Origin of the sequence: Paraburkholderia sp. BL10I2N1 (genome assembly GCF_004361815.1) — a bacterium.
Taxonomy (GTDB): Bacteria; Pseudomonadota; Gammaproteobacteria; order Burkholderiales; family Burkholderiaceae; genus Paraburkholderia.
The window spans coordinates 4,360,043-4,380,556 of record NZ_SNWA01000001.1; the positions used below are offsets into that span (position 1 = coordinate 4,360,043).

Annotated in this window: 13 protein-coding genes; 3 read left to right on the forward strand and 10 right to left on the reverse strand. The window is 64.6% G+C overall.

Annotation, left to right across the window (positions count from 1 at the left end):
• Positions 1-365: 365 nt before the first annotated feature.
• The gene (locus tag B0G77_RS20340) at positions 366-1,406 is read left to right on the forward strand and encodes a PRC-barrel domain-containing protein (RefSeq protein WP_133663743.1); all 1,041 of its coding nucleotides are present in this window, start codon (positions 366-368) and stop codon (positions 1,404-1,406) included.
• Complete coding sequence (locus B0G77_RS20345) at positions 1,406-2,665, forward strand: MFS transporter (protein ID WP_133663744.1); 1,260 nt, start codon at positions 1,406-1,408, stop codon at positions 2,663-2,665. The genes B0G77_RS20340 and B0G77_RS20345 overlap by 1 nt, the downstream gene beginning before the upstream one ends.
• Positions 2,666-2,759: 94 nt before the next feature.
• On the opposite strand, the gene B0G77_RS20350 is transcribed toward B0G77_RS20345, so the two are convergent.
• Positions 2,760-3,653, reverse strand: coding sequence for a LysR family transcriptional regulator ArgP (locus B0G77_RS20350; protein ID WP_133663745.1), 894 nt, complete (start codon positions 3,651-3,653; stop codon positions 2,760-2,762).
• A 97-nt stretch (positions 3,654-3,750) separates the two neighbouring features.
• On the opposite strand from B0G77_RS20350, the gene B0G77_RS20355 reads away from it, so the two are divergent.
• Positions 3,751-4,401 (forward strand): LysE/ArgO family amino acid transporter, encoded by a 651-nt coding sequence (locus B0G77_RS20355; RefSeq protein WP_133663746.1) that lies wholly within the window; start codon positions 3,751-3,753, stop codon positions 4,399-4,401.
• A gap of 32 nt (positions 4,402-4,433) precedes the next feature.
• Here the strand turns inward: B0G77_RS20355 and B0G77_RS20360 are convergent, their stop codons facing one another.
• The 9 genes from B0G77_RS20360 to B0G77_RS20400 all read right to left on the reverse strand — a co-directional run bounded on the left by B0G77_RS20360 (position 4,434) and on the right by B0G77_RS20400 (position 19,481).
• Positions 4,434-5,333: an endo alpha-1,4 polygalactosaminidase gene (locus B0G77_RS20360; protein WP_243751059.1), complete on the reverse strand. Its 900-nt coding sequence runs from the start codon at positions 5,331-5,333 to the stop codon at positions 4,434-4,436.
• Between the two features lie 36 nt (positions 5,334-5,369).
• On the reverse strand, positions 5,370-6,470 hold the full coding sequence (locus tag B0G77_RS20365; protein ID WP_243751060.1) for an endo alpha-1,4 polygalactosaminidase: 1,101 nt from the start codon (positions 6,468-6,470) through the stop codon (positions 5,370-5,372).
• Positions 6,471-6,482: 12 nt separating this feature from the next.
• Entirely contained in the window at positions 6,483-7,856 is a 1,374-nt protein-coding gene (gene pelG / locus B0G77_RS20370) for an exopolysaccharide Pel transporter PelG (RefSeq protein ID WP_133663748.1), read from the reverse strand.
• On the reverse strand, positions 7,856-9,496 hold the full coding sequence (gene pelF, locus B0G77_RS20375) for a GT4 family glycosyltransferase PelF (protein WP_133663749.1): 1,641 nt from the start codon (positions 9,494-9,496) through the stop codon (positions 7,856-7,858). The genes pelG and pelF overlap by 1 nt, the downstream gene beginning before the upstream one ends.
• On the reverse strand, positions 9,493-10,503 hold the full coding sequence (locus B0G77_RS20380) for a hypothetical protein (protein WP_133663750.1): 1,011 nt from the start codon (positions 10,501-10,503) through the stop codon (positions 9,493-9,495). The genes pelF and B0G77_RS20380 overlap by 4 nt, the downstream gene beginning before the upstream one ends.
• Positions 10,496-11,968 carry a PelD GGDEF domain-containing protein gene (locus B0G77_RS20385; protein WP_166656199.1) on the reverse strand — a complete coding sequence of 491 codons (1,473 nt, stop codon included), beginning with the start codon at positions 11,966-11,968 and terminating at the stop codon, positions 10,496-10,498. The genes B0G77_RS20380 and B0G77_RS20385 overlap by 8 nt, the downstream gene beginning before the upstream one ends.
• A gap of 28 nt (positions 11,969-11,996) precedes the next feature.
• The gene (locus B0G77_RS20390) at positions 11,997-12,548 is read right to left on the reverse strand and encodes a penicillin-binding protein activator LpoB (RefSeq protein ID WP_133663751.1); all 552 of its coding nucleotides are present in this window, start codon (positions 12,546-12,548) and stop codon (positions 11,997-11,999) included.
• A gap of 95 nt (positions 12,549-12,643) precedes the next feature.
• Entirely contained in the window at positions 12,644-16,630 is a 3,987-nt protein-coding gene (locus B0G77_RS20395) for a tetratricopeptide repeat protein (RefSeq protein WP_347814172.1), read from the reverse strand.
• Positions 16,620-19,481, reverse strand: coding sequence for a sugar ABC transporter (locus B0G77_RS20400; RefSeq protein WP_243751061.1), 2,862 nt, complete (start codon positions 19,479-19,481; stop codon positions 16,620-16,622). The genes B0G77_RS20395 and B0G77_RS20400 overlap by 11 nt, the downstream gene beginning before the upstream one ends.
• Positions 19,482-20,514: the final 1,033 nt, after the last annotated feature.

Sequence of the window (20,514 nt, forward strand, 5' to 3'; positions counted from 1 at the left end):
TCATCAGGGTTCGTCTCGTTACGTTTATTGATTGATTTCGCTTCCTGCTGTGCCGAAATGTAGGTGAACACAAACATATCTCCTATCGCATGGATGGCATGCCGGACATGTCGCGACGCTTATATCCTTAAGGACGCGGTAACGCGCGGACCCAGCCCGCGCGTTTACACCTACGGCCTTCACCCCTGAAAAACCGGCGGGAACGACGCTCGAAACCGGCCTCGAATCCCGCGCGATGGGCCGCCAATCGGGCGCGCCGGTCGTCGCGGGTTAAACTCTCGCGCGTACGCACTGTCAACCGAATCGCTGCGGGCAAGGCAACACGACTGGTCGCGCCCCCGCAATGGCACATGGAGTTCTTCTTGATGAGTGGCGGTTTCCCACGTCCAGCCTTCCGTCTGCCGTTCCTTCTCGCCCTCATGGCGCTCGTCCTGTCAGGCTGCAGCCTGTTCAATCCCACGCAGGAGCCCGCGCCGGTCCGCGAAGCGGAGGCGATCCCGGTCGAGCAGGAACCCATCGAGCCAGTCGCGACCGAGCCGCCGGAGCAGCCCGAGACGCCGGAACACCAGGCGCAGAAGAAACCCAAAAAGCCGGTTGTCAAACCCCACAAGGTCGAGGAGCCGCCACCGCCCCCGCCGCCGCCTCCACCACCTCCGCCGCCTGCGCCGATCATCACGACGCGGATAATCGACCGCAATGCGGCCCACGGGCTGCTCGACAGCGAAGTGCAGCGGCCGGACGGCAAGGTCGTCGGGCGCGCGGTCGACATCATTACCGACGCGAGCGGCACGCCGCGCGAAATGGTGGTCAATCTGCAGGGCTTTCTCGGGATTGGCGACCGTAAAGCCAATTTCCCGTGGACCGCTTTCCACTTCACGCCCAGCGTGAAAACCGCGCCGATCACGCTCAACGTGCCGCCCGGCAAGACGCCCGCGGCAGTGGGTCCGAAACTGGCCGGACCATTTGCGGGCACGACGACGCCGCCTGTCGACCCCGGGCAGGTGCCTTTGCTGGATGCGACGGTCGAACGTTCGAACGGCGAGAAAGTCGGCCGTATCGTCGACGTGCTGATCGACGGTAATGCACAGCCGCAGGCGGTCGTGCTCGACGTGAGCGGCATCATCAATCTGGATCGCCGCACGATTGCCGCGAACTGGTCCGCGATGCGCTTCGGCGTGAGGAACAAAGCGCTCACGCCGTTGATCGATCTCAACGAAGCGCAGATCAAGGCGTCGCCACCCTACGCCGCCGACCAGCCGATCCGTGCCGTCTCGCCGGTCGCGCCTGCCGCACCTGCCGCACCTGCGGCATCTGCGGCACCTGCGGCCCCCGCTGCTCCCGCGCCTGCGCCCGCCGCAGCCGCTTCGCCATCCACGGCTACGGCCTCTTCTGCGCGGCCCAAGTGATGACGAACCGAGATCTCATCCATGCGCGCAGCCTGCGCGCGCTCGACTGGCTGAACTTCTTCGTCGCCAATGTGCAGACGGGCTTCGGGCCATTCATCGCGTCGTACCTCGCGTCGCACAAATGGACGCAGGGGGAAATCGGCCTCGCGCTCTCCGTCGGCACGATCAGCGCGATGGTGAGCCAGGTGCCGGGGGGCGCCGCCGTCGACGCGTTACGCAACAAGAAGGCCGCTGCGGCATGGGCGATCATCGCCATCATCGTGAGCGCGTTGCTGCTCGCCGCCAGCCCAACCGTGCTGCCTGTGATGATCGCCGAGGTCTTCCACGGCTTCGCGAGCTGCATGCTGGTGCCGGCGATGGCGGCAATCTCGATCACGCTCGTCGGACGCCACGATCTTGGCGACCGGCTTGGCCGCAATGCGCGCTGGGCGTCGATAGGCAGCGCGGTCGCGGCCGGCCTGATGGGTCTTTTCGGCGAATACTTTTCGCCGCGCGCCGTGTTCTGGCTGACGGGTGCGCTTGCGCTGCCCGCCCTTATCGCGCTCAGCATGATTCATATGAATCCGGCGCCGATACCTGTCGCAGTGAAACACAAGAGGAAGACCGACCCAGGCGAGCGCGAGACGCTGCTCGAACTGCTGCGCGACAAGCGGATGCTGATCTTCGCGGCATGCGTGGTGCTGTTCCATCTGTCGAACGCGGCGATGCTCAATCTCGCCGCTGGCGAAGTGACCGCGGGCATGGGCGACAACGTCCAGCTCGTGATCGCCGCGTGCATCATCGTGCCGCAGGCGATCGTCGCGATGATGTCGCCGTGGGTGGGACGCTCAGCCGAACGCTGGGGCCGGCGGCCGATCCTGCTGCTCGGCTTCTCCGCGCTGCCCGTGCGTGCGCTGCTGTTCTCGGGGGTGAGCAGCCCTTACCTGCTGGTGCCGGTGCAGATGCTCGATGGCTTGAGCGCCGCGGTGTTCGGCGTGATGTTGCCGCTGATCGCGGCCGACGTGGCCGGCGGCAAGGGACGCTACAACCTGTGCATCGGACTCTTCGGACTGGCGGCCGGGATCGGCGCGACCTTGAGCACGGCAACCGCCGGGTTCATCGCCGACCGCTTCGGCAACGCGACCAGCTTCTTCGGCCTCGCCGGTGCCGGCGCGCTGGCCGTGCTGCTGGTGTGGGCCGCGATGCCGGAAACGCGCGACAGCGATACCGCCAGCGACACGGCGGCCGTGCCGGAGGCGCCGGGCAACAGGAGCAGTTAGCGATCCATGATCGATGCCCGATGCTCGATGAAGAAGCGCGGTTGCTGCATGTGGACCGCTGCGGCTCTTTCCTGCGATCGGGTTGCTGCCTGCGTCAATCGAGAAATTCGGTGGCCCGCTTGCGCAGTACGGCGCTGAACTCGTCGAGCCAGCCGATCGACAGGCGCCAGCTCTGCCAGTAGAGATCGATGTCGAGGTGCCTGCCCGGCGTCATTTCGACCAGTTCGCCGCGGGCGAGGTGCGGCGCGACCATGCGTTCGGGACACATGCCCCAGCCCATTCCCGTCACGCATGCACGCAGAAAACCCGCCACGTGTGGAATCCAGTGCAGTGGCGGATCGATTTCCGCACGCGTGATGCGGCGCATGTAGCGCTTCTGAAGCTGGTCTTTCGGATTGAAGTCGACGCACGGTGCGCTGCGCAGCGTGGCGCGCGTGACGCCGTCCGCGAAATGCCGTTCGAGGTATTGCGGCGCGCAGACGGCGAGATAGCGCATCCGTCCGAGCCGCGTGGAGCGGCAACCTTGCACCGGCTCGGCCTGCGTTGTGACCGCGCCCTGCACGCTGCCGTCGCGAATGCGCTGCGCGGTGTGGTCCTGATCGTCGATGACGAGGTCGAGCAGCATCTCGCGCTCGACGCAAAAGCCCGCGACGGCGTCGATAAACCAGGTGCCGACGCTATCGTCATTCACTGCGACGCGCAGCGTCGGCCACGATTCGACGAGCGCGCCGGGAAGCGTTGGCAGGCGGCCGCCCAGTTCGGCCTCGAGAAGCTGGACGCGTTCCGTATGCCGGCACAGCAGCGCGCCGGATGTCGTCGCGACACACGGCTGGCCACGTTTGACAAGCACGCTGCCGACCCGCTCCTCCAGAAGCTTGACGCGCTGCGACACGGCGGACGGCGTCACGTTCAGCTCGTTCGCCGCGCGTTCGAAGGAACCGTGACGAACCACCGCGGCGAGCGCATCGAGCAGGGCATAGTCGAGCATTAGCGCTCCTTAATCGACATTAACTAAATTAGCTTCTCTTACCAGCGACAAAAACGCAGACTAGCGTCGTTCGTCTCAATCGTCTATCGGATCGTATATGGACTGGCTCGCTTTTTCACATGGTGCGGCGTTGTGCGCTTCGCTGATCGTCACGATTGGCGCACAGAATGCTTTCGTGCTCAGGCAGGGGATCATGCGCTCGCATGTCGGCAAGATCGTTTTACTTTGCACCGTGTCGGATTTCATTCTGATCGGCGCGGGTGTGGGAGGTGCTTCAGCGCTTGTCGAACGGTATCCGGTTTTTGTGCATGCCATGCTTTATGTGGGGATTGCGTATCTTGCCTGGTTTGGGATGGGGGCGCTGAAGCGCGCGTTCAAGCCGGGCCATGCGGTAATCGAGGTTCAGGGGCCGGGTTCGGCAGCTTCTGCTTCTGCTTCTGCTTCTGCGTCTGCGGACAGCCAGCGGGCGTTGTCTGTCGTTCTCATGACGCTTGCGCTCACCTGGCTTAATCCCCATGTTTATCTGGACACTTTCCTGCTGATCGGCACCGCTGGGGCGCGTGAACTGCCCTCCGGGCGTGTTGCGTTTGCCTTCGGTGCCATGGCCGTCAGCGCCGTCTGGTTTGTTCTGCTCGGATATGGCGCCCGTGTGCTCGCGCCCCTCTTTCGACGTGCTACCGCGTGGAGGATTCTGGATGGGGCTATCGGAAGTATGGTCTTGTTGATTGCTGTGACGCAATTGCGGTGAGATGCGGACGTCCTCCAGATGGACCGCCTGTTTCAATTCGAGCCGCGAACCGGGCCCACACCGACAGTCTGAAGCGCGCCGTCCGTCACGTACGGCACGATACCCGTTGCACTGATCGCGGCGACGGCGTGCTGCGCGCATTCGACATCGCCGGGCGGGCAGTAGTCGATCGAGACGACGTGCAGACGATAGCGCTCGCGAATCGTCGCTGCCTGCGCAAGCAGCCAGTCGCGGTCGGCCTGAGGCACTTCGGCGTAGCGTTGTTGCGCCTGATCCCAGCCGCGATACAGCGACTCGAACGCGACCGCATACACGAGCGTGTGCACCTGCGGCAGAATCTCAAAGCCACGATTGAAAATCAGCCTCGCTTGCGGATAGCGCGCCCTGATCGCGCGAATGACGGCGACGAGCCCCGCCTGTTGCCGCGCGCGCGCTTCATCCGTCGTGGCGACCAGCTGATACGAATCGAGCGTATCGAGAAAGAAGCCGCGATAGCCCCGCTTCCAGAGCGGCGCAATCACGTGCTCGATATAGAACGCAGGCCAGCCGGCGGCGTCCTGATCGATCACCGTCGAAGCCCACGCCGCATTGCGTCCCGTGAGCCAGGCTTTCGGAATCGCGGCGTAGTACGGGCGCTGCGGCGCCACCTCGCCGACGCTCACGTAGGCAAACCAGGCCGTGTGCGTGCTCTTGTGCGCAAGCGGATCGAAGCCGCTATCCGGTTCAATCACCACCACATCGAACGCGCTCAATGGCGCGACCGGCGGATTGGCGCCATAAAAAAATGCGATGGACGGCTCGCCGCCCGCCGGTTGCGCATGCGCCACCGAAGACAGGACGCCAACCACGACCACGCGCGCGACGCGCAAGAGGCACAACAAGCAGCCAAGCGCGGCATGCGCCAGATTTCGGTCACTGTTCTTTGACTTCAAGAGATCCATTCCTGTCGATGCAATCACCTGGCCGCCTCAACCGCTACCCTTGAACCATGGCCACCAGCAGATCGAGTCCAGATCGATCGTTTCAACGGATGGACTGAATCCTGCGCGCGTGCTGGCGTTCCAGGCGCTCTGTGCTGCGGCATTGGCGGAACAGGACGTAGCATAGTCCAGTGTGCCGACAAAAAAATCGCGTCGTCCAGCGATGCGCGCAGCGTCCGACCAGGCGCGCAGTTGAGCGACGAGCGAACGGCTCGTCGACGACAAAAAGACCTCTTCCGCGAACACGCCATCCACCAGCAGCGGGAACGGCACCCTGCCACTCGTTGCGCCGAGCGCAGACACAGGTGCATTGTTGAGCACGATCGAAAGCTTCGGATAGCGGCTGCGCAAGGTTGCCACGAGATCGAGACCGCCCTGCCTGCATGCGGCATCGCACATCCCCTCCGGCGCGTCGCTGTCGTGATCGATGATTTCGACATTGTCGAGCATCAAGCCGTCGACGCCCGCAGCGACGAGACGAGGCGCGACGTAGTCGGCGATCAGATGTTGAAACTGGGCGTTGCCGACGTTCATCCAGTATTCCGGATACCCCTGGTAGCGGCCGAGCTGCGCGGCCTGGTTCGCGCGACACGATACGAAGCCGGCAGGCACCCTGCTCCAGTACGATCGCGACTGTTCGCACGCGCCGAAATTCAGGTAGCTGAGTACCTTTGCGCCATGCGCTTTCAGTAGCGCAATCTGCGTGGCGTCGAAAGCGGGACCGTCATCGCTGTGCGGGTCGGGATCGGCGTCGATGATGATGACCTTGAACGTGCTGCCCAGTCGCTCCACGTCAATGTCCACCGAGGCGCCGTAGTAAGCCACCCACGTGGGTCTGGGCGGCAGCGCGCGAGCCTCCGACATCGCGTTGTCCGTGGCGCTGCCCGATGCGCCGGCCGGCGCATCCACCTGCAAGCCAGCGCTCTGCCCCATCTCCGCTGCACCGGCCTGCACGGCCGTGCAGTATGCCAACACGAACCCGACCGCCACGCTGGAAGCCGCCCACCCCAACCTGCGCGTCCATTGCTGGCGGGTGCGAAGCGCTGTCAGGCAAGCGACGCGCACTTTGGGCTCAACGATACGGCTCACGTCGTCAACACTCTACTGACGCAGCATGTAAGTCTCATATTCGAGCGACGCAAATTTTCGATCGAGCACGGTAACTGCGGCTATCGCGACCACCAGCAGCGCGAGCGCAAAGCCGTATCCATACGAATCGGGACCCAGCCAGAGGGTGACGCCGGTGAAGAGACCATTCAGCACGACAAACGCCGCTGTCAGCTTCAGGACGATACGGCGTCCGTCGAGATAGAAGAACACATTCAGCAGCCCAAGCAGCAACACCTGCAGACTCGCCGACACCACGTCCACGATCAGCAACGGCATATAGAGCGCCGAGATATGCAGCGCTTCGAGCAGCCTTTGTCCGAACGCGACGATGAGCAGCAGCGCGATGGCCTGAACCTTGATGATTTCATAGAGGCCCGTGCGCACGCTGCCGACCATCATGTCCCGCATGTCGTTGATATGGCGCAGCGTGGCGCCATTACGCACGGCATCGAAAAAGGCGTCGTAGTACTCGACGAAATCCGCTTCGATGCGCACCAGAAATGTCGCCATCCCGGGCATCACGCAGACATACGCGATAAACACCGGAATGTCGTAAATCACCGATGCATGCAGCGGTCCGATCACCTTCGAACCCGTGCCCGGCGCGTACCAGAACATGAACTTGTCGAGCCACACGCCCAGGTTGAACAGCAGGCCCACGAGTGCGAGGCTCGGATACGCAAAGCGCTTCTGGAACACCTCGAAGGAGATGAAGCGGCTGCTTTGATAATCGCGGTAGATCAACCCCGACAACCCGCCGAGCAAAACCAGATGCCCGGCGACGAAACCGCCCAGCAGCCCCACGAGGCCGTGCCCGTTCAGCAACAGCGCGAACGCGACCGTACACGCATAGCCGATCAGAAACACGAACAGGATCTGCCGGTATTGCTTGACGCTCGACAGGAAGATCACCGCGATCCAGATGTTGCTCACTACCACGAAGCCCGCGATCATCAACAGCTGGTAGACGAGCGGCTCGGCGCGAAACGCCACGGCCATCGCGACGAACCCGAGCAGCCCGGATGCCATGGTCGACACCAGCACGACGCCGTTGTAGTTCGACAGCACGAGGTCGGCACGCTTTTCGAACAGGCGGTCCGAAATGAAACGCGTGAACGAAAGCTGCAGCGGTCCCGTCAGGATCAGGCTGAGCGCGATGATGTAGGTCACCGAGACCTGGAATTCGACGATCGCGAATTTCGGTATCACGGACGCGAGACTCAGCACGCCAATGATCAGAATGCCGAAGATCGACAGGATGAGCGGCCCTGAACTGATGAGGCCGGCGTACGCATAAGCCTGCGCGACGCCGATCAGCGTGTCGCGGCGCAGTATCTTGCGGAGTTCGAAACCAATCCCGGCCATCAGCGTGTCTCCTGCGTATCCGTGGCGGTGGCGGCCGCACGTGCGCCGTGCGGCACCGGGCACTTCCCGACCTGCTTTGCCGCGCCGTGCGATCCACCCGCACGGTCGGGCGCGGCAGCCAGACGGTCATAAAGAATGCGATATCGCTCGACCATCTGCGCGCGGGTGTAGTAGCGTCGCACGCGCGCAAGACCTGCCTGCTGCGCGGCAAGCCAGCGGGCATCGTCGCCCAGCAGCGACAGCACGGCCGACGCGAAAGCCGCCGGATTCGCGAGTTGCACGACGAGCCCCGCCGCGCCCAGCGCGCGATCTTCATCGCCTTCGCCTTCGATCAGCTGGCGGCACGATCCCACGTCGGTGGTGATGGCGGGCACGCCAGCCGCGAAGCCTTCCAGCACGACGAGCGGCAGCGCCTCGCTGATCGACGTCAGCGCAATCACGTCGATCTTGGGCAGCACGTCGTCAATGCGCTGAAAGCCGAGAAACCTCACGTTGCCGCCCAGGCCAAGGCTCTCCACGAGCGCGCGGCATTCCAGCGCGTAGGCCGGATCTTCCTCTTCCGGCCCGATAATCCAGCCCTGGATATCCGGCAAGGTCCGCGACGCGATGAAAATCCCACGAATGAAGGTCTTGATGTCCTTGATCGGCACCACCCGGCCGATCAGCGCGACTACGCGATGCGGACCCGACCCGCGCTTCCCGACGAGCGACGCGAGACCGTCGACGTCGATGCCGTTCGGAATGCTCTGGGTCCGGCCGGCCTCTGCGCCGTCGGCAATCTGGCGCTGGCGATTGGCTTCGTACAAGGCGACGATTTCGTCGGCGGCATCGTAGGCCAGCTTGCCGATCGCCTCGAAGAAGCGCACCCACAGTTCACGAAAATAGCTGACCTTTGAGATGTCGCGCTCGAACACGCCGCGATTGTCGCGAATCCAGCGGCTTTGCAGCAGATCGATCTTGCGTTCCTTCGTATAGATGCCGTGCTCGGACACGAGCAGCGGACGCCCCGTGCGGTGATGCAGGATCGCGCCGAGAAAACCGGCATAGCCCGTCGACACCGTGTGATACACACGCGCCGGCGGCAGCTGTTCCGCAACGCGTGCGAGTTGCCACAGCGGCTTGTGCATGATGCGCACGGTCCAGAAGTAGTCGGTAAATGACGGGTCGGTGCAGTACTGCTCGTACTGGTCGACGATGTTCTGCCATGCCCGCCGGCTGGTCAGAAATTGCGCCTCGCTCAACGCCCCGCTCTCGCCGAGCATCGGAATCATGCTGGCCATCAACACACCGGCGTCCTGTTCGCCACCCGGGTCGCGCAATGCCGCGTGCAATTGCGCCGATCGGTCGAACGCGGCGGCGTCCCCATCCATTGCGTGCGGCTGACGCTCGTCGGCGGCGCCGTGCTCGTAGAGGTAATGCGTTTCGAAATGCACGACGTTCTCAGGCAGCGCATACGCAGCGCCCGCATAGTCTTCTTCGCGGCTGCCGATAAACACGATCGAAAAACGGGTGGACGGATAGGCCCGCACCATTTCGTTGACCCAGCTCGATACGCCGCCGCGCACATACGGAAACGTGCCTTCGAGGAGAAGACAGACATCGGCGTCGGCGGCCCGGCGCAGCAGGGACAGTTTCGTCATGACCAGTAACTCACAACCGGTTTGAGTGTAGGCAGCACGGCCGCATTGCCGAGCGAAGCAAGCAGCGCGGCAACCTGCGGATAGTCGCCGTTCAGGAACGCCACTTCGGCCAGCCAGGGAACCAGCCGTTCACGCGGAAAGCCAAGCGCCTGGGCGCGCGACATGCACGCGTGCCCCTCCTCCGGCTTGCCGTCGGCGAGCGCCAGGCGGCCGCGAATCAGCCATAGCGCGGCGTCGGAACCGTCGGCGGCGAGCGCGGCACGGGCATAGCGATCCGCCTGTTCGAGCGTATGGCGATACACCGCGCCCTGAACGAGGTTCTGATACACCAGCTCGAAGTGCAATTCCGCGAGACGCCGGTTCAGCGCGTGGCGCTCGCTGTCGTCGGCCGCGGCCTCCAGCGCTTTGCCGGTATGAAAGATCTTCTGCATGATTTCGTTTTCGGCATGATCGAGCGTGCCGTAGGCAATCAGGCGGACGTCTTCCAGCGGATCGGCGAGCAGTTCGCGCAGCAACGTACCTGTCGTGCGCGTCGGCATGCCCTGGATGGCGACCAGTGCGGAGAGGCGGTCGGTGGCGGGCACCTGGGTGTTGGCGAGCCGCGCCTGCAGGCGCGCGCCGCCGCCGTGCGAGACACGCGACACGAGCCATGTGACGAACTCGGGGCGCGCCACGTCGCCCAGCAGTCCGCTTTCTTTCGAGCCGGGGAAGCAGGCCGCCCAGATGCAGCTTGCAAGCACGATCAGGCCTCCGCCGAACGGCACGAAGGTGCACATGAGCCACAGCAACAGCAGCGACCATGCGCGCGGTTCCCGGTAGCGCGCCGGTAAAAGCGCGTGAAAGACGGCGGCTTCCGCCAGACCGGCGAGTGCCTGAAGCACGAAGAAAAGCAGCAATGGATCGACGCCCCGCACGGGGTGCAGGAGCTGCGCAAGCGCCGCGCCCTGCGCAAACAGGGCGAGCGCGGCCAGCAGGGCCGCGACGATGAGGGTCCGGGCTTTAGACATCGACGCCGCTTCGCTTGAGAAGACGTAACAGCGCCTGGCCAGGATCTGCGCCGTCGAGGTGCAACGTGTGCACACCAATGCGCGCCTGTTCGAGATCGGTATTGAATTGCGCCGCGAGGCTCCCTTCGATACGCGCGAGGTAACCGTCGATGCCGGTCGTATCGGTGGCCGGCATCAGGTTGACGAGCACCGATTGCGTCGCGCTGCGCACCGGCCACATCACGTCCAGCGAACGGCGGCGGCGCATCACGTGCTCGAACAGCGAATCGCCGGCTTCGTCGCGCGGGAACGCGAGCGCAACCACCGACGAAGCGACGCCCGCGTCGCGTTGCAGGCGCGTGAGGCGGCCAAGGTCGAGCGCAAAATCGGACGGGCAGCCGGGCACCGAATCGACGATCTTCTGCACGAACGTTGCATGCTTGACGCCGTCGGCGTAATAACCGAGCAGCACGAGCAGCAGTTGCAGATTGTCGAAGTTGAGCGACAGGAATGGCATGCGCTTGACGACCAGCAGCGCCAGCAGCACGCCGTCGGCGGACACGAGCGGTGCACACACCAGGTACTGCGAATTCGCGAGCCGGGTGTCTGCGCTTTTCAGGTGCGCGATGGCCTGCGTGGCGATTGCGTGAGTAACGAGTTCGTCCTTGGGATCGAACTCGAAGCTGTCGCCAATGCGTGCAGCCGGCTCGGCAAGCGGCCGCCCGCCGCGCACCGGATAGACAGCCGCCACTTCGATCTGGCACGCCTGGGCGACGAACTCGAGCAGGCCATGTGCGCCCGGCAGCTTGCCTTGCGTTTCGCCCTGCATCTGCCCTTGCACCGTTCCTGCGACACCGGTCGAAGCGGTCTGCGCACTGCCCTCGACCGACAGGCGGCGCAATTCGGTAATCGAATCGCGCAGCGTGGTCGGCTTCGACAGCAGATCCTTTTCAAGCCTTTCGTGCGACAGACGCAGCAGATAGTGACTGTTCGTCAACGCGACGAGACGGTCGTTCAGATAGTCGTTGAGGGCGGACGCGCGCGCGGCACGGCTGCCCCATGTGTCGCCGAAGTGACCGACGAGGATCGTTTCGATGGTTCCGCCCGCGAAGACCATCACAGGAAACACGCTGCCATGCGGATAGAACAGCTGCCACACGGCGAGCAGCAACGCGTCGGCGAAAAGACCCAGCAAGGCGCCGTAGCGCAGCGCGATGACGAGCGGTGCGAGCCACAGCCACGGAAAGCCCGCGCCCAGCAGCAACGGATCGCGCGGCTCGACCAGCCACGCGAGGCCGCACACGATCACCATAAAGACGATCGTCTCGACGACAGCGAATGGCCGCGCCACGGCAGGAGCCAGAAAGCGGCGCACCCGGCCGAGGTTGCCGAACGGATTGGCATTGCGCTGTTTCGATGCGCCGGAGGCGGATTGCATGGCTGCGATATTCACGGCCTGTTCCTTATGACTTGTCGAGGTGCTCATGAAGAGCTTTCTGCCGACTGTTGCAAGCTCAACGATGCGCGCCCAGCGGCGACAGCACATCGCCGATCAGCGCAGTCGCGATGCTCGACAGGCCCGAACGGCTCCAGCCCGTGCGCGATCCGGTTGCGCTCCACACGACCTTGCCGGTCGACACATCGATCAGTTCGAAGGTCACGCCCACCACCGGCTCGCCGTCTACACCGGCCTTGTAGCGCCATTCCTCGACCGCGCCGGTCAACACATACCGGACGTGCTGCGAGCGCGCCCATTCCAGTTTCTTCTCGGTGCTGTCGCGCGGCGCGCTATCGAACATCGCGTTCGCGCCGGCATCGGCTGGCGCGAGGCGCACGTCGGTCAGGCCGCTTACACGCAATGCATTCGCCGCGATCGAGCCGGCGCTGCGGCCGGCGTCGGGTGTCTCGGTGAAGTTGGCGATCGGCGCGACCGCCACCGTATCCGCGGCCGCCAGCGTCGGCGCATCCGTCTTCCTGATCGTGCCGCAGGCGGCCACGACCAACACTGAAGCCGCCACTGCGGCGCACCACGAAGCCCGGCGGGCAAACCTCTCGATACCGATCATGGAACTGCTCCTCGAATAACGTCGAATTGTCTGTGTCTGTTAATGGGAGCGCGTCAGAGCTAACCGCCGCTTCGCCCGCCCCGGTGATACGAACTTCAATAAAACCAGCTGTAGCGCGCCCCGATCGCGGTGACAGGCGTCCCAAGGCGCGACACGCGTTCATGCTCCAGATACAGCGCCGCGTGATCGCCGCCGAACACGGTGCCCGCCACGCCGACGCTGACCTGCGGGCCCCATCTCTGAATCGAGTCGTGCACGATGCCGGCGTCGAAGAAGGGACGCCAGCGATGCGTGTACTGCTCGAGCAGATCGTTGCCAAAGCCGAAGAAGAGCCCGTACTGCGCGTAGGTGTCCGGTATGAACGAGCCTGCCAGCCCTTCTGCCGGCGGCACGAGACTCGATATCAGCGCGTCGGGCTGGCCGCTCGCGGCATAGCGGCCGCGGATGCCCACGAGCCGCAGCGTGTAGTCCGGATACTGGATATGCAGCTTGTAAGCGATCTCGCCGGTCGCCAGGATCCCGCTGCCCAGAAACGAGCGAGCCTGGCTGTAGAAGCGGTCGGCCTCGACCGTGCCTGACACCTGGATGCGCTCTGTCGGCTGATAGACGATGCCGCCGATCACGTTGTCCTTCATGCCGCCCACCTGCAGCGTCTGCGTCTCGGTGGCGGTTTCGTTGCGGCCCGCGTGCACCGTGAAGCGCAGCGGCGAATTGCGGCGGCCCGCTTCGGCGTCCAGTGCGAGTGTGTAAAAACTGTCGAGCGCCTCGCGCCGTCCCGCCGTTACCTGGAATGCCGTGTCGAGCGTCTGACGTCGCGCGAAGAAGTCGATCGAACGGTCGACGCCCGGTACATTGGTCAGCTGCGTCTGGTCGGCAGACCACTGGAAGCGCTGCGTGCCGGTCACGCCGATCATGTAGCGATCCGCGATCTTGCGGCTCGCGCCAAGCGTCTGCTCGATGTAGTCGAGCGGATGCTCGACGTAACTCGTCACCGTGGCGTCGATCGACTGCGGCCATAGAAGCGCCGTGTCCACCACCCGCGTATGCAGGTCGGTATTGTCCGGCGCGCCTTCGAGACCCCTGTATGCGAGCTTCTGCGCGGCGCCCGGCCGGTCCACCGCGGACAGGGCATCGATCCGGTTGTCGATCGGCAGCCGGCCGCCTTCGCGGTCGAGCAGCTGGTTCATGGTCGTCACATCGTTATCGGCGAGCGCGATCGCCAGTCTCGCGTCGCCGGGCTGAAGCAGGCGGCTCGCATACTGACGTGCGAGCCAGCGCTTCGCCAGCGGCTGCGATTCGGTCGACAGCGCCCACGCCACCGCGACGTCCTTCGCCACGGCAGACTTGAGCCGGCCCCCGTCCGCGTTACCCGCAGCCGCGTCCGACGCCGCTGCGACCGGCGGCAGCCCACGCACGTCGCCCAGCATCGTGCGGCGTTCGAGCGGCGTTGTCTGGCGGCTTGGGTCGTGTGCGAACAGATCGTCGAGCAGCGCCTTCGACACGTCGCCGCTTTCGAAGATCGCGGCCAGCGTCACGCGTTGACCCGCGAGCTGCTCGCGGGCGTCGGCATCGCGGCCCGCATGGCGCTTGAGGGCAGCGCTGGCGCCGCGTCCATTCGATACCACGGTCTGCTCTTCGCTCTGCATCTGGACCCAGACCTTGCGACGGATCGACCAGGCAGGGTCGGGCCGGCCGGCCGCTTCCTGCGCATCCGCATAGGCGAGCAGCCACAGTGGATCGCGCGACATCGTGGCCGCTTCCAGACGCAGATAGCCGAGCGCCGCCTGCGGACGGTCGAGTCGCAGCTCGGCAGCGGCAAACGGCTCCCACAGCGACGAAGAGCCGGCCGCCGCGTTGCGCCACGCCGACAGCGCCGCGCGCAGTTCGCTGTCGCTGCCGTAGTCGATCAGCATCCACAGCAGCGCCGTGCGCAGTTCGTTGGGCGCGCCGGGCAGCTTCACCGCGCGTTGCAGGTCATGCAGCGCATCGAGCGGACGATCGGTCAGCCGGTAGTACTCCGCGCGCGCGCCGAGAAACCCCGGATCACTTTCCGCCGCTGCGAGCTGCTCCGGAGAAAGGCTCGCGAGCAGCGCGGCGACGCGGTCCATCGCCTGCGCTTCGGTGTAGTAGTAGAGCGCGTTCTGCAACGCACGCGGCGTGCCGTCGCGCCTGTACTGCAACTCGGAGGTACGCGCCGCGTCGATCGGCCACGGGTCGTAGAAGTACGCCATGTCGCCGAGGTCTTCGGCTGTTGCTGTGCCCGCCGCGAGCAGATGCGCGTAGCCGTCGTTGGCCGGCTTGTCCTGCTGCAACAGCCGTGCGAGCTGCGCATAGTTGCGCCAGAACGCGTCGTCGTCGTCCTTCGCGCCGCCGCGCGCCTTCTGCAGCGCGTCGAACGCGCCCTTGTAGTCGCCATGCCGGTACAGCAGGCTCGCCGTGCGCAGCGCGTACGTTGCGTTGCCCGGGCTGTGCTGCTGCAACCGTCGATAGACCGCGAGCGCTGCGTCGTCGTGCCCAGACCGCTCGTTCAGCATACCCATGCGGTCGTCGATTGCGTCGCCCTCGCTCGCGCGCGGATGCGCCGTGAGGAACGCCAGTGCATCTTCGGGGCGGCCGAGACGTTCGTAAGTCGCGACAACGTCGTCCACGAGCTTCAGGTTGTCCGGCTCGGCATGCGATGCATGCACGAGCGCGGCGATATAGGCGTTGTCGTCGTCGAGCATCGGCGCGATACGCAGCACATTCGCCCACGCGGCCGGATCGTTCGACGTCTCGGCATAAGCCAGCCATGATTTCAGTGCGAGCGGCGACGCGTGGTTCCATTCCGCTACCTGTGCAAGACGCCGGAGCCAGAGCGCAGAACGTGGATCGTGCGCAACCTGTTCGCCGGCTGTCTTCTGGGCGCTCGCCAGGTCGCCCGCTTCGACAAACGACTGAAAGACCAGACTCGCCACGTCGCCATTTCCAGACGTAGCCGCCTTGCCTGCCGCAACCACTGAAGCCGCAGCGCCCGGGGCTGCGGCGGGATTCATCGTGTCGGTCGTTGCTGCCACGCGCCATGCACGCACCGCAGGCCGTCCCGAAGTGCCAGCGTCAACACGCTTGCGCGAACGGCCGCTCGCCTGCGGACCGTCCATGTACGCATACGGCTCTTCGTTGCCAACGTCAGCCATGCGCGGCCGGGCGAATGAGGCGTATCGCATCGCCATTGCGCCTTCCGGTCGCACGGCGGCGAAACGGGCAAGCGCCTTTGCATAGCGGTCGGAGAGATCCGGCCGGTTCGCGGCGCGCGCCAGGTTCAGCAGCGCGATCAGCGTGTCCCTGTCGTCGGCAAGCGCGCCGATATGCTGGTCGGCCGCTGCAAGCGCCTCGCTCAACAGGTTGCCGGACTGCAGTGCGCGGATGCCTGCCAGAAAGTCGCGGCGCTGTTCGTCGAGCGTAGCCGCTGCGGCCTGCTCCCGGAACCACGCATTGGCTGCCTGCCGATAGTCGCCGACAAACAGCGCGAAGCGCGAGACCTGTGCATTCCAGTGACTGTGCCGGGCCGGATCCTGCTCGACGAGACGTTCATAGAGTTGCATCGCCAGTTGCGGTGCATCGGCGGATGCCGCGCGCTGCGCCAGCGACTCGAGATCAGGCGTGGACCACGTCAAGCCGGCCGCAACCATCAATTGCGCACGAAGCTTCGCAAACGCCGCGGCGCGACGCGGATCGTCCGGAGGAATCGCAAAGGTCTCCTGCTCGGCGATCGACAGCCGCAGCAGGGTCGCCTTGCGGTGCATCGGCTCGCTGTTCAGCGCGTCCATCCGCTCTGCAACGTGCAAGGCGTCGTCGAGACGGCCGAGGTGCGCGTACTGCTCGCCGAGCAACGCCAGGAATTCCGGATTCGCGGGCTGCACTCTCAGCCATGCTTCGAGGTAGGCGACGCTCAGCTCGCTCGGCGTCGTGCTGGCCAGCATGCGTTCGCGCAGGCCGCCACGCGGCCAGGCCGCATAGAAGATCAGCAGCACGACGGCTGCGAGCAGCATCACGAGCCACGGAGGCGCGATACGGGGACGCTGACTGGGAGGATTAGCGGCCACAGGCAATCTCGACGGGTCGATACTCCACCTGCTGTCCGGCAACGCCTGCCGTGTCGAACCGCAGGGCGCCGCCATCGCGTTGGGCGGAAACCGCGCGCCCATCCACGCTCACGCTGCACATCTGCGCGTTAGCGAGTCTCACGAACGGCTGGTAGTAGCCGCCGAATTCGAAGCGCACGCCCGTTGGCGTCCGTTCGAAGCGGCGCACGAAGCCGTTGGCCTCGGCGATATACGGGAGCTTCGCGCTGGCGCCAGCCTCTTTGCCACGTGCCGCATCTATCGCGGCAAACGAGAAGTGCGCGCTGCCGTCGTCGAGATGGATATAGGTGCCGTCAGGTCCCGGCGCAAAGCCGGTTAGACCCACCGATGAAGCGAGTGCCGGCGCTTCGGTCTTCGGCCAGTGCAGTTCGCGCACGAAGCCGTTGCCGCGCACCACCCACTCGCCTTCATGGCTTCCTACCCCGCGCGCGACCGCGAAGGAACGCCAGTCGAGCACCTTGCTGATGTAGTCCGTGATGTGCACGGGCAGCACCGCCTGCTTCAGCACCGTCGTGAAGACCTGGTCCAGCGCCCGCAACGACGCGACCTTGGTGCCGCTGTACATGTGGTAGTACACGTCGATCGGCTTGAAGCGGCGCGGCTTCTCCGTCATGTCGAAGGTTTCGAGCACGCGCGTGAAGCCGTAGAACGGTCCGAGCCACTCGTTCGTGTAGACGTTTTCGTCCTGATTCGGCGCGTAGACCTGGTACGCGCCGGGACCCTTGTCGACGCCGATGGGCGCGATATTGGTCCAGCTGTTGTCCGTCTTCGTAATGACGGTGTCGCCACCATTGAGGTTGAAGACGCCCGCCTCATACACCTTGCGCACCACGATGCCCGGCGGCTGGCAGTCGCCTGACCATTGCAGCACGACCGTCTTCTTGCCCGGGGGCGCGAGGCGCTCGTTGATGTAATCGATCGAGCCGCTGATTTCGCGGTCGATGTTGAACTTGTAGCCCGGAATATTCAGCGAGAACGCGGCATCGCCACCGCCGCGATCCACCCGCTGGCCGGTTGCGTCGACGTTGTCCCACTCGAACGGATGCGAATAGGTATGCGTGCCGATGGCGACATTCGGCAGCGCGAACATCTTGCGGGCGATCTGTTCGAGGCGCGGCGAGATATCCGGATGCAGGCCTTTCGCCCCCACCTCACCTTCGATGACCGAGAGCGTCATCGGCACCTTGTAGCGCGTGAAAATCTGCTGGTAGAGCGCCTCGCCCGAGAAGTCCGCGCCCGGGAACTCGGCACGGGACGCGAAGCCATCGCCGTCGACGTGGCTCATGAAGAGGCGCCGGCCGTTTTCGGTCGTCACGCTCGGCGAAGGCATCGTCTGCAGACGCAATGCTGCGCTGAGAAATGCGATCGGCTCGATGGCCCAGCGCTCCTGGTCGACGCCGACGAGCGACTCGACCGTGTACGGGCTCAACGCATAGCCGCCCCACGGCGTGATCGCCACCTGGTCGAGCACGGTGCCGTCGGCCGATACGCGCAGCAGCGAGCGGCTCTTCGGGCCGACGCGCACGCCAGCCAGATCGCGTGCATCCGGCTTCGGGCTGGTTTCGAAACCCACCAGCGGATCCTGCGCCACCACCGTGACCGGCCCCGTTGGCGTGCCCGGCACGGCCTCGAGGTCGAGCACGGCGCCGCCGTCTTCCGGGGCGTCGAAGCCGAACTGTCCAAGGAACACGACCGGCACGTGATCCGTGATACGTCCCGCGACCCAATGGCGCCATTGCTCCGCATCGGGCACCGCGTCCCGCTGGAACCACGCTACCACGCCCGCATAGCGGTCCGGCGTGATGCCGGCCGGCAGCGAGGAATCGAAGTCGGCGTACTCGACGTCATAGCCCAGGTAGTTGAGCGGCATCGCGAGATCGCGCACACCCGGCGTGCCGTCGAGCGGCTCTTTGGTATCGCGGTCCTGCACGATGAGAATCTTGCGCGGTAGCACCTCGATAGCCCCGATACCGACCACGTCGCGCGCCACGTCCGTCACAAAGGGGACGATGCCCGTCGCGGTCACCCTGGCGGCAGTCGTGCGGGCGCACTCGCGGTCCGCGCCGGCACAGTATTCGAGCGACACGACCGGCACGCCGGTCTGCAGCATGAAGGCGCGTGCGTCCGCTATACGGCTCTCGCGCAGGGCATCCGGCACTTCGATCGGCTGCCCGCCGGTTTCGTCGACGCCGCGCACCAGCGATTCGCCGACCACAGCGTACAGCGCACCGGCATGCGGCCCGGCCGCCTGCAGCGCCTTCGGGCCGCCGACGATCAGGCGCGCGTCGGGATGCGCTGCGTGAATGGCGTCGATCGCTGCGATCGTGTGCGGCGTGTCGAGCAGAAAGCCGCGATAGCCGCGTTGCCAAAGCGGCTCGATCTGCCCCGCGACGAAATCGGCGGGCGCACCTGGCGCTTCAGACCCGTCCGTGCGTGCGATCCAGACCGTGTGCTTCAACGGGTGGGCAGCGGGATCGAATCCCTTCGCGGGGTCGAGAACGACGGCGTCGAACGCCTGAAGCTCGCCGACGGGCACATCGGATGCATCGAAGAAAGCGAGATTGATGGACCGGTCGGCACGCGCTGCCGTCGCGCCAGCGGTATTGGCGCGCGCGTCGGCAGACAGGCCGATCGCGACCGCGGGCGCCGCGGCGGGTCTGGCCGGCTGCTGCGCGTGAGCGGCGACCATCGGCAGTGCGCCGATCGCAAGCAGGCCGATGGCGCGCGCAAACTCGCTCCACCCGTTCCGGCGTTCCGTCCTGAGCGGAGTCAATGCTGCGGGCCCACTCAATCGTGTCGTGGTTCTTGACATCCAGTTTCCGATCCAAGGTTGCGGACGCGTCAAAAAACGCGTCGATCACGGTATTGCCGGTCACGCCAAGGCCTTCTGACGGCTTGCGCCCAATGCATGCCTGCGGCGTGAGTGCGTGGGGCCGCGCTCAGGCGGCGGACGCAGTCTGCATCCCGCGCTTCACAGGCACGCGGGGTTCAGACGGATCAGAGGTGAGAGCTTCGTCGGGACAGACGACGGGACGAGGAGCGGGGAAAGCGCCATGCTGGTGGCGCCTTCCGGCTGCGTTTCAGATGAACGCTGTATTCTGGTCGACATCATTTTCGTATTCGCTTCTTCAGATGACTTTCTAATTGAGCGCGGGAATCTTCACCCCTGGGTTCCGAAGATCCCTGCTCCGCGCCGGTCGATCTACCCCGTCACCGACGTCCCCATGGTTTGCCTGTACTGACCATATCGCCGGCTGGATTCACCCAGGCTTAAAAATTCTCTGAAATGGCGAATCGGCCCGCATTCTAACCGTTGCCTCAGATAAAAGCACGGCAACCACGAGGAGAAAAAACAAGGCGGAAAACGATTGCGAAAATGGATTATCGCGCAGCGGCAACGGTTGATTCCATAATCCGGCTGCGCAAACGTTAGCGTAAAAATAATTGCACCGACAGGCCCCGAAATTGACGAAAAGCAACAGTTGGTAAGACGCCGATTCCTGAAGTTATTTGCTCGAACCTGATGGGCAGCGAAGAGAAACTTGCTGGCGATCGTTAGTTCTGAGAGGTTTTTCCGCCCGTACTGCGTGTAGCGGGCTGAGACGGGGTATCTGGATTCCGGCTTTTTTGACAATCCTTAACGCTTGGATAAACAAATTTAAAGATATTCCAATCGATTGACGGTCGCACCCATGGATGCAGAAGTCAAAACCAGAGATTTTTTCCACATGCGTGAATAGAGCAGGACAGGAAGCTCCGGACTTGATAAACCGGTCGCATCACCGCCCCCGATTGTCGGATCGGAAATTTCGATGCGCCGCTATTTTTGTTCGGTTATGCGACTG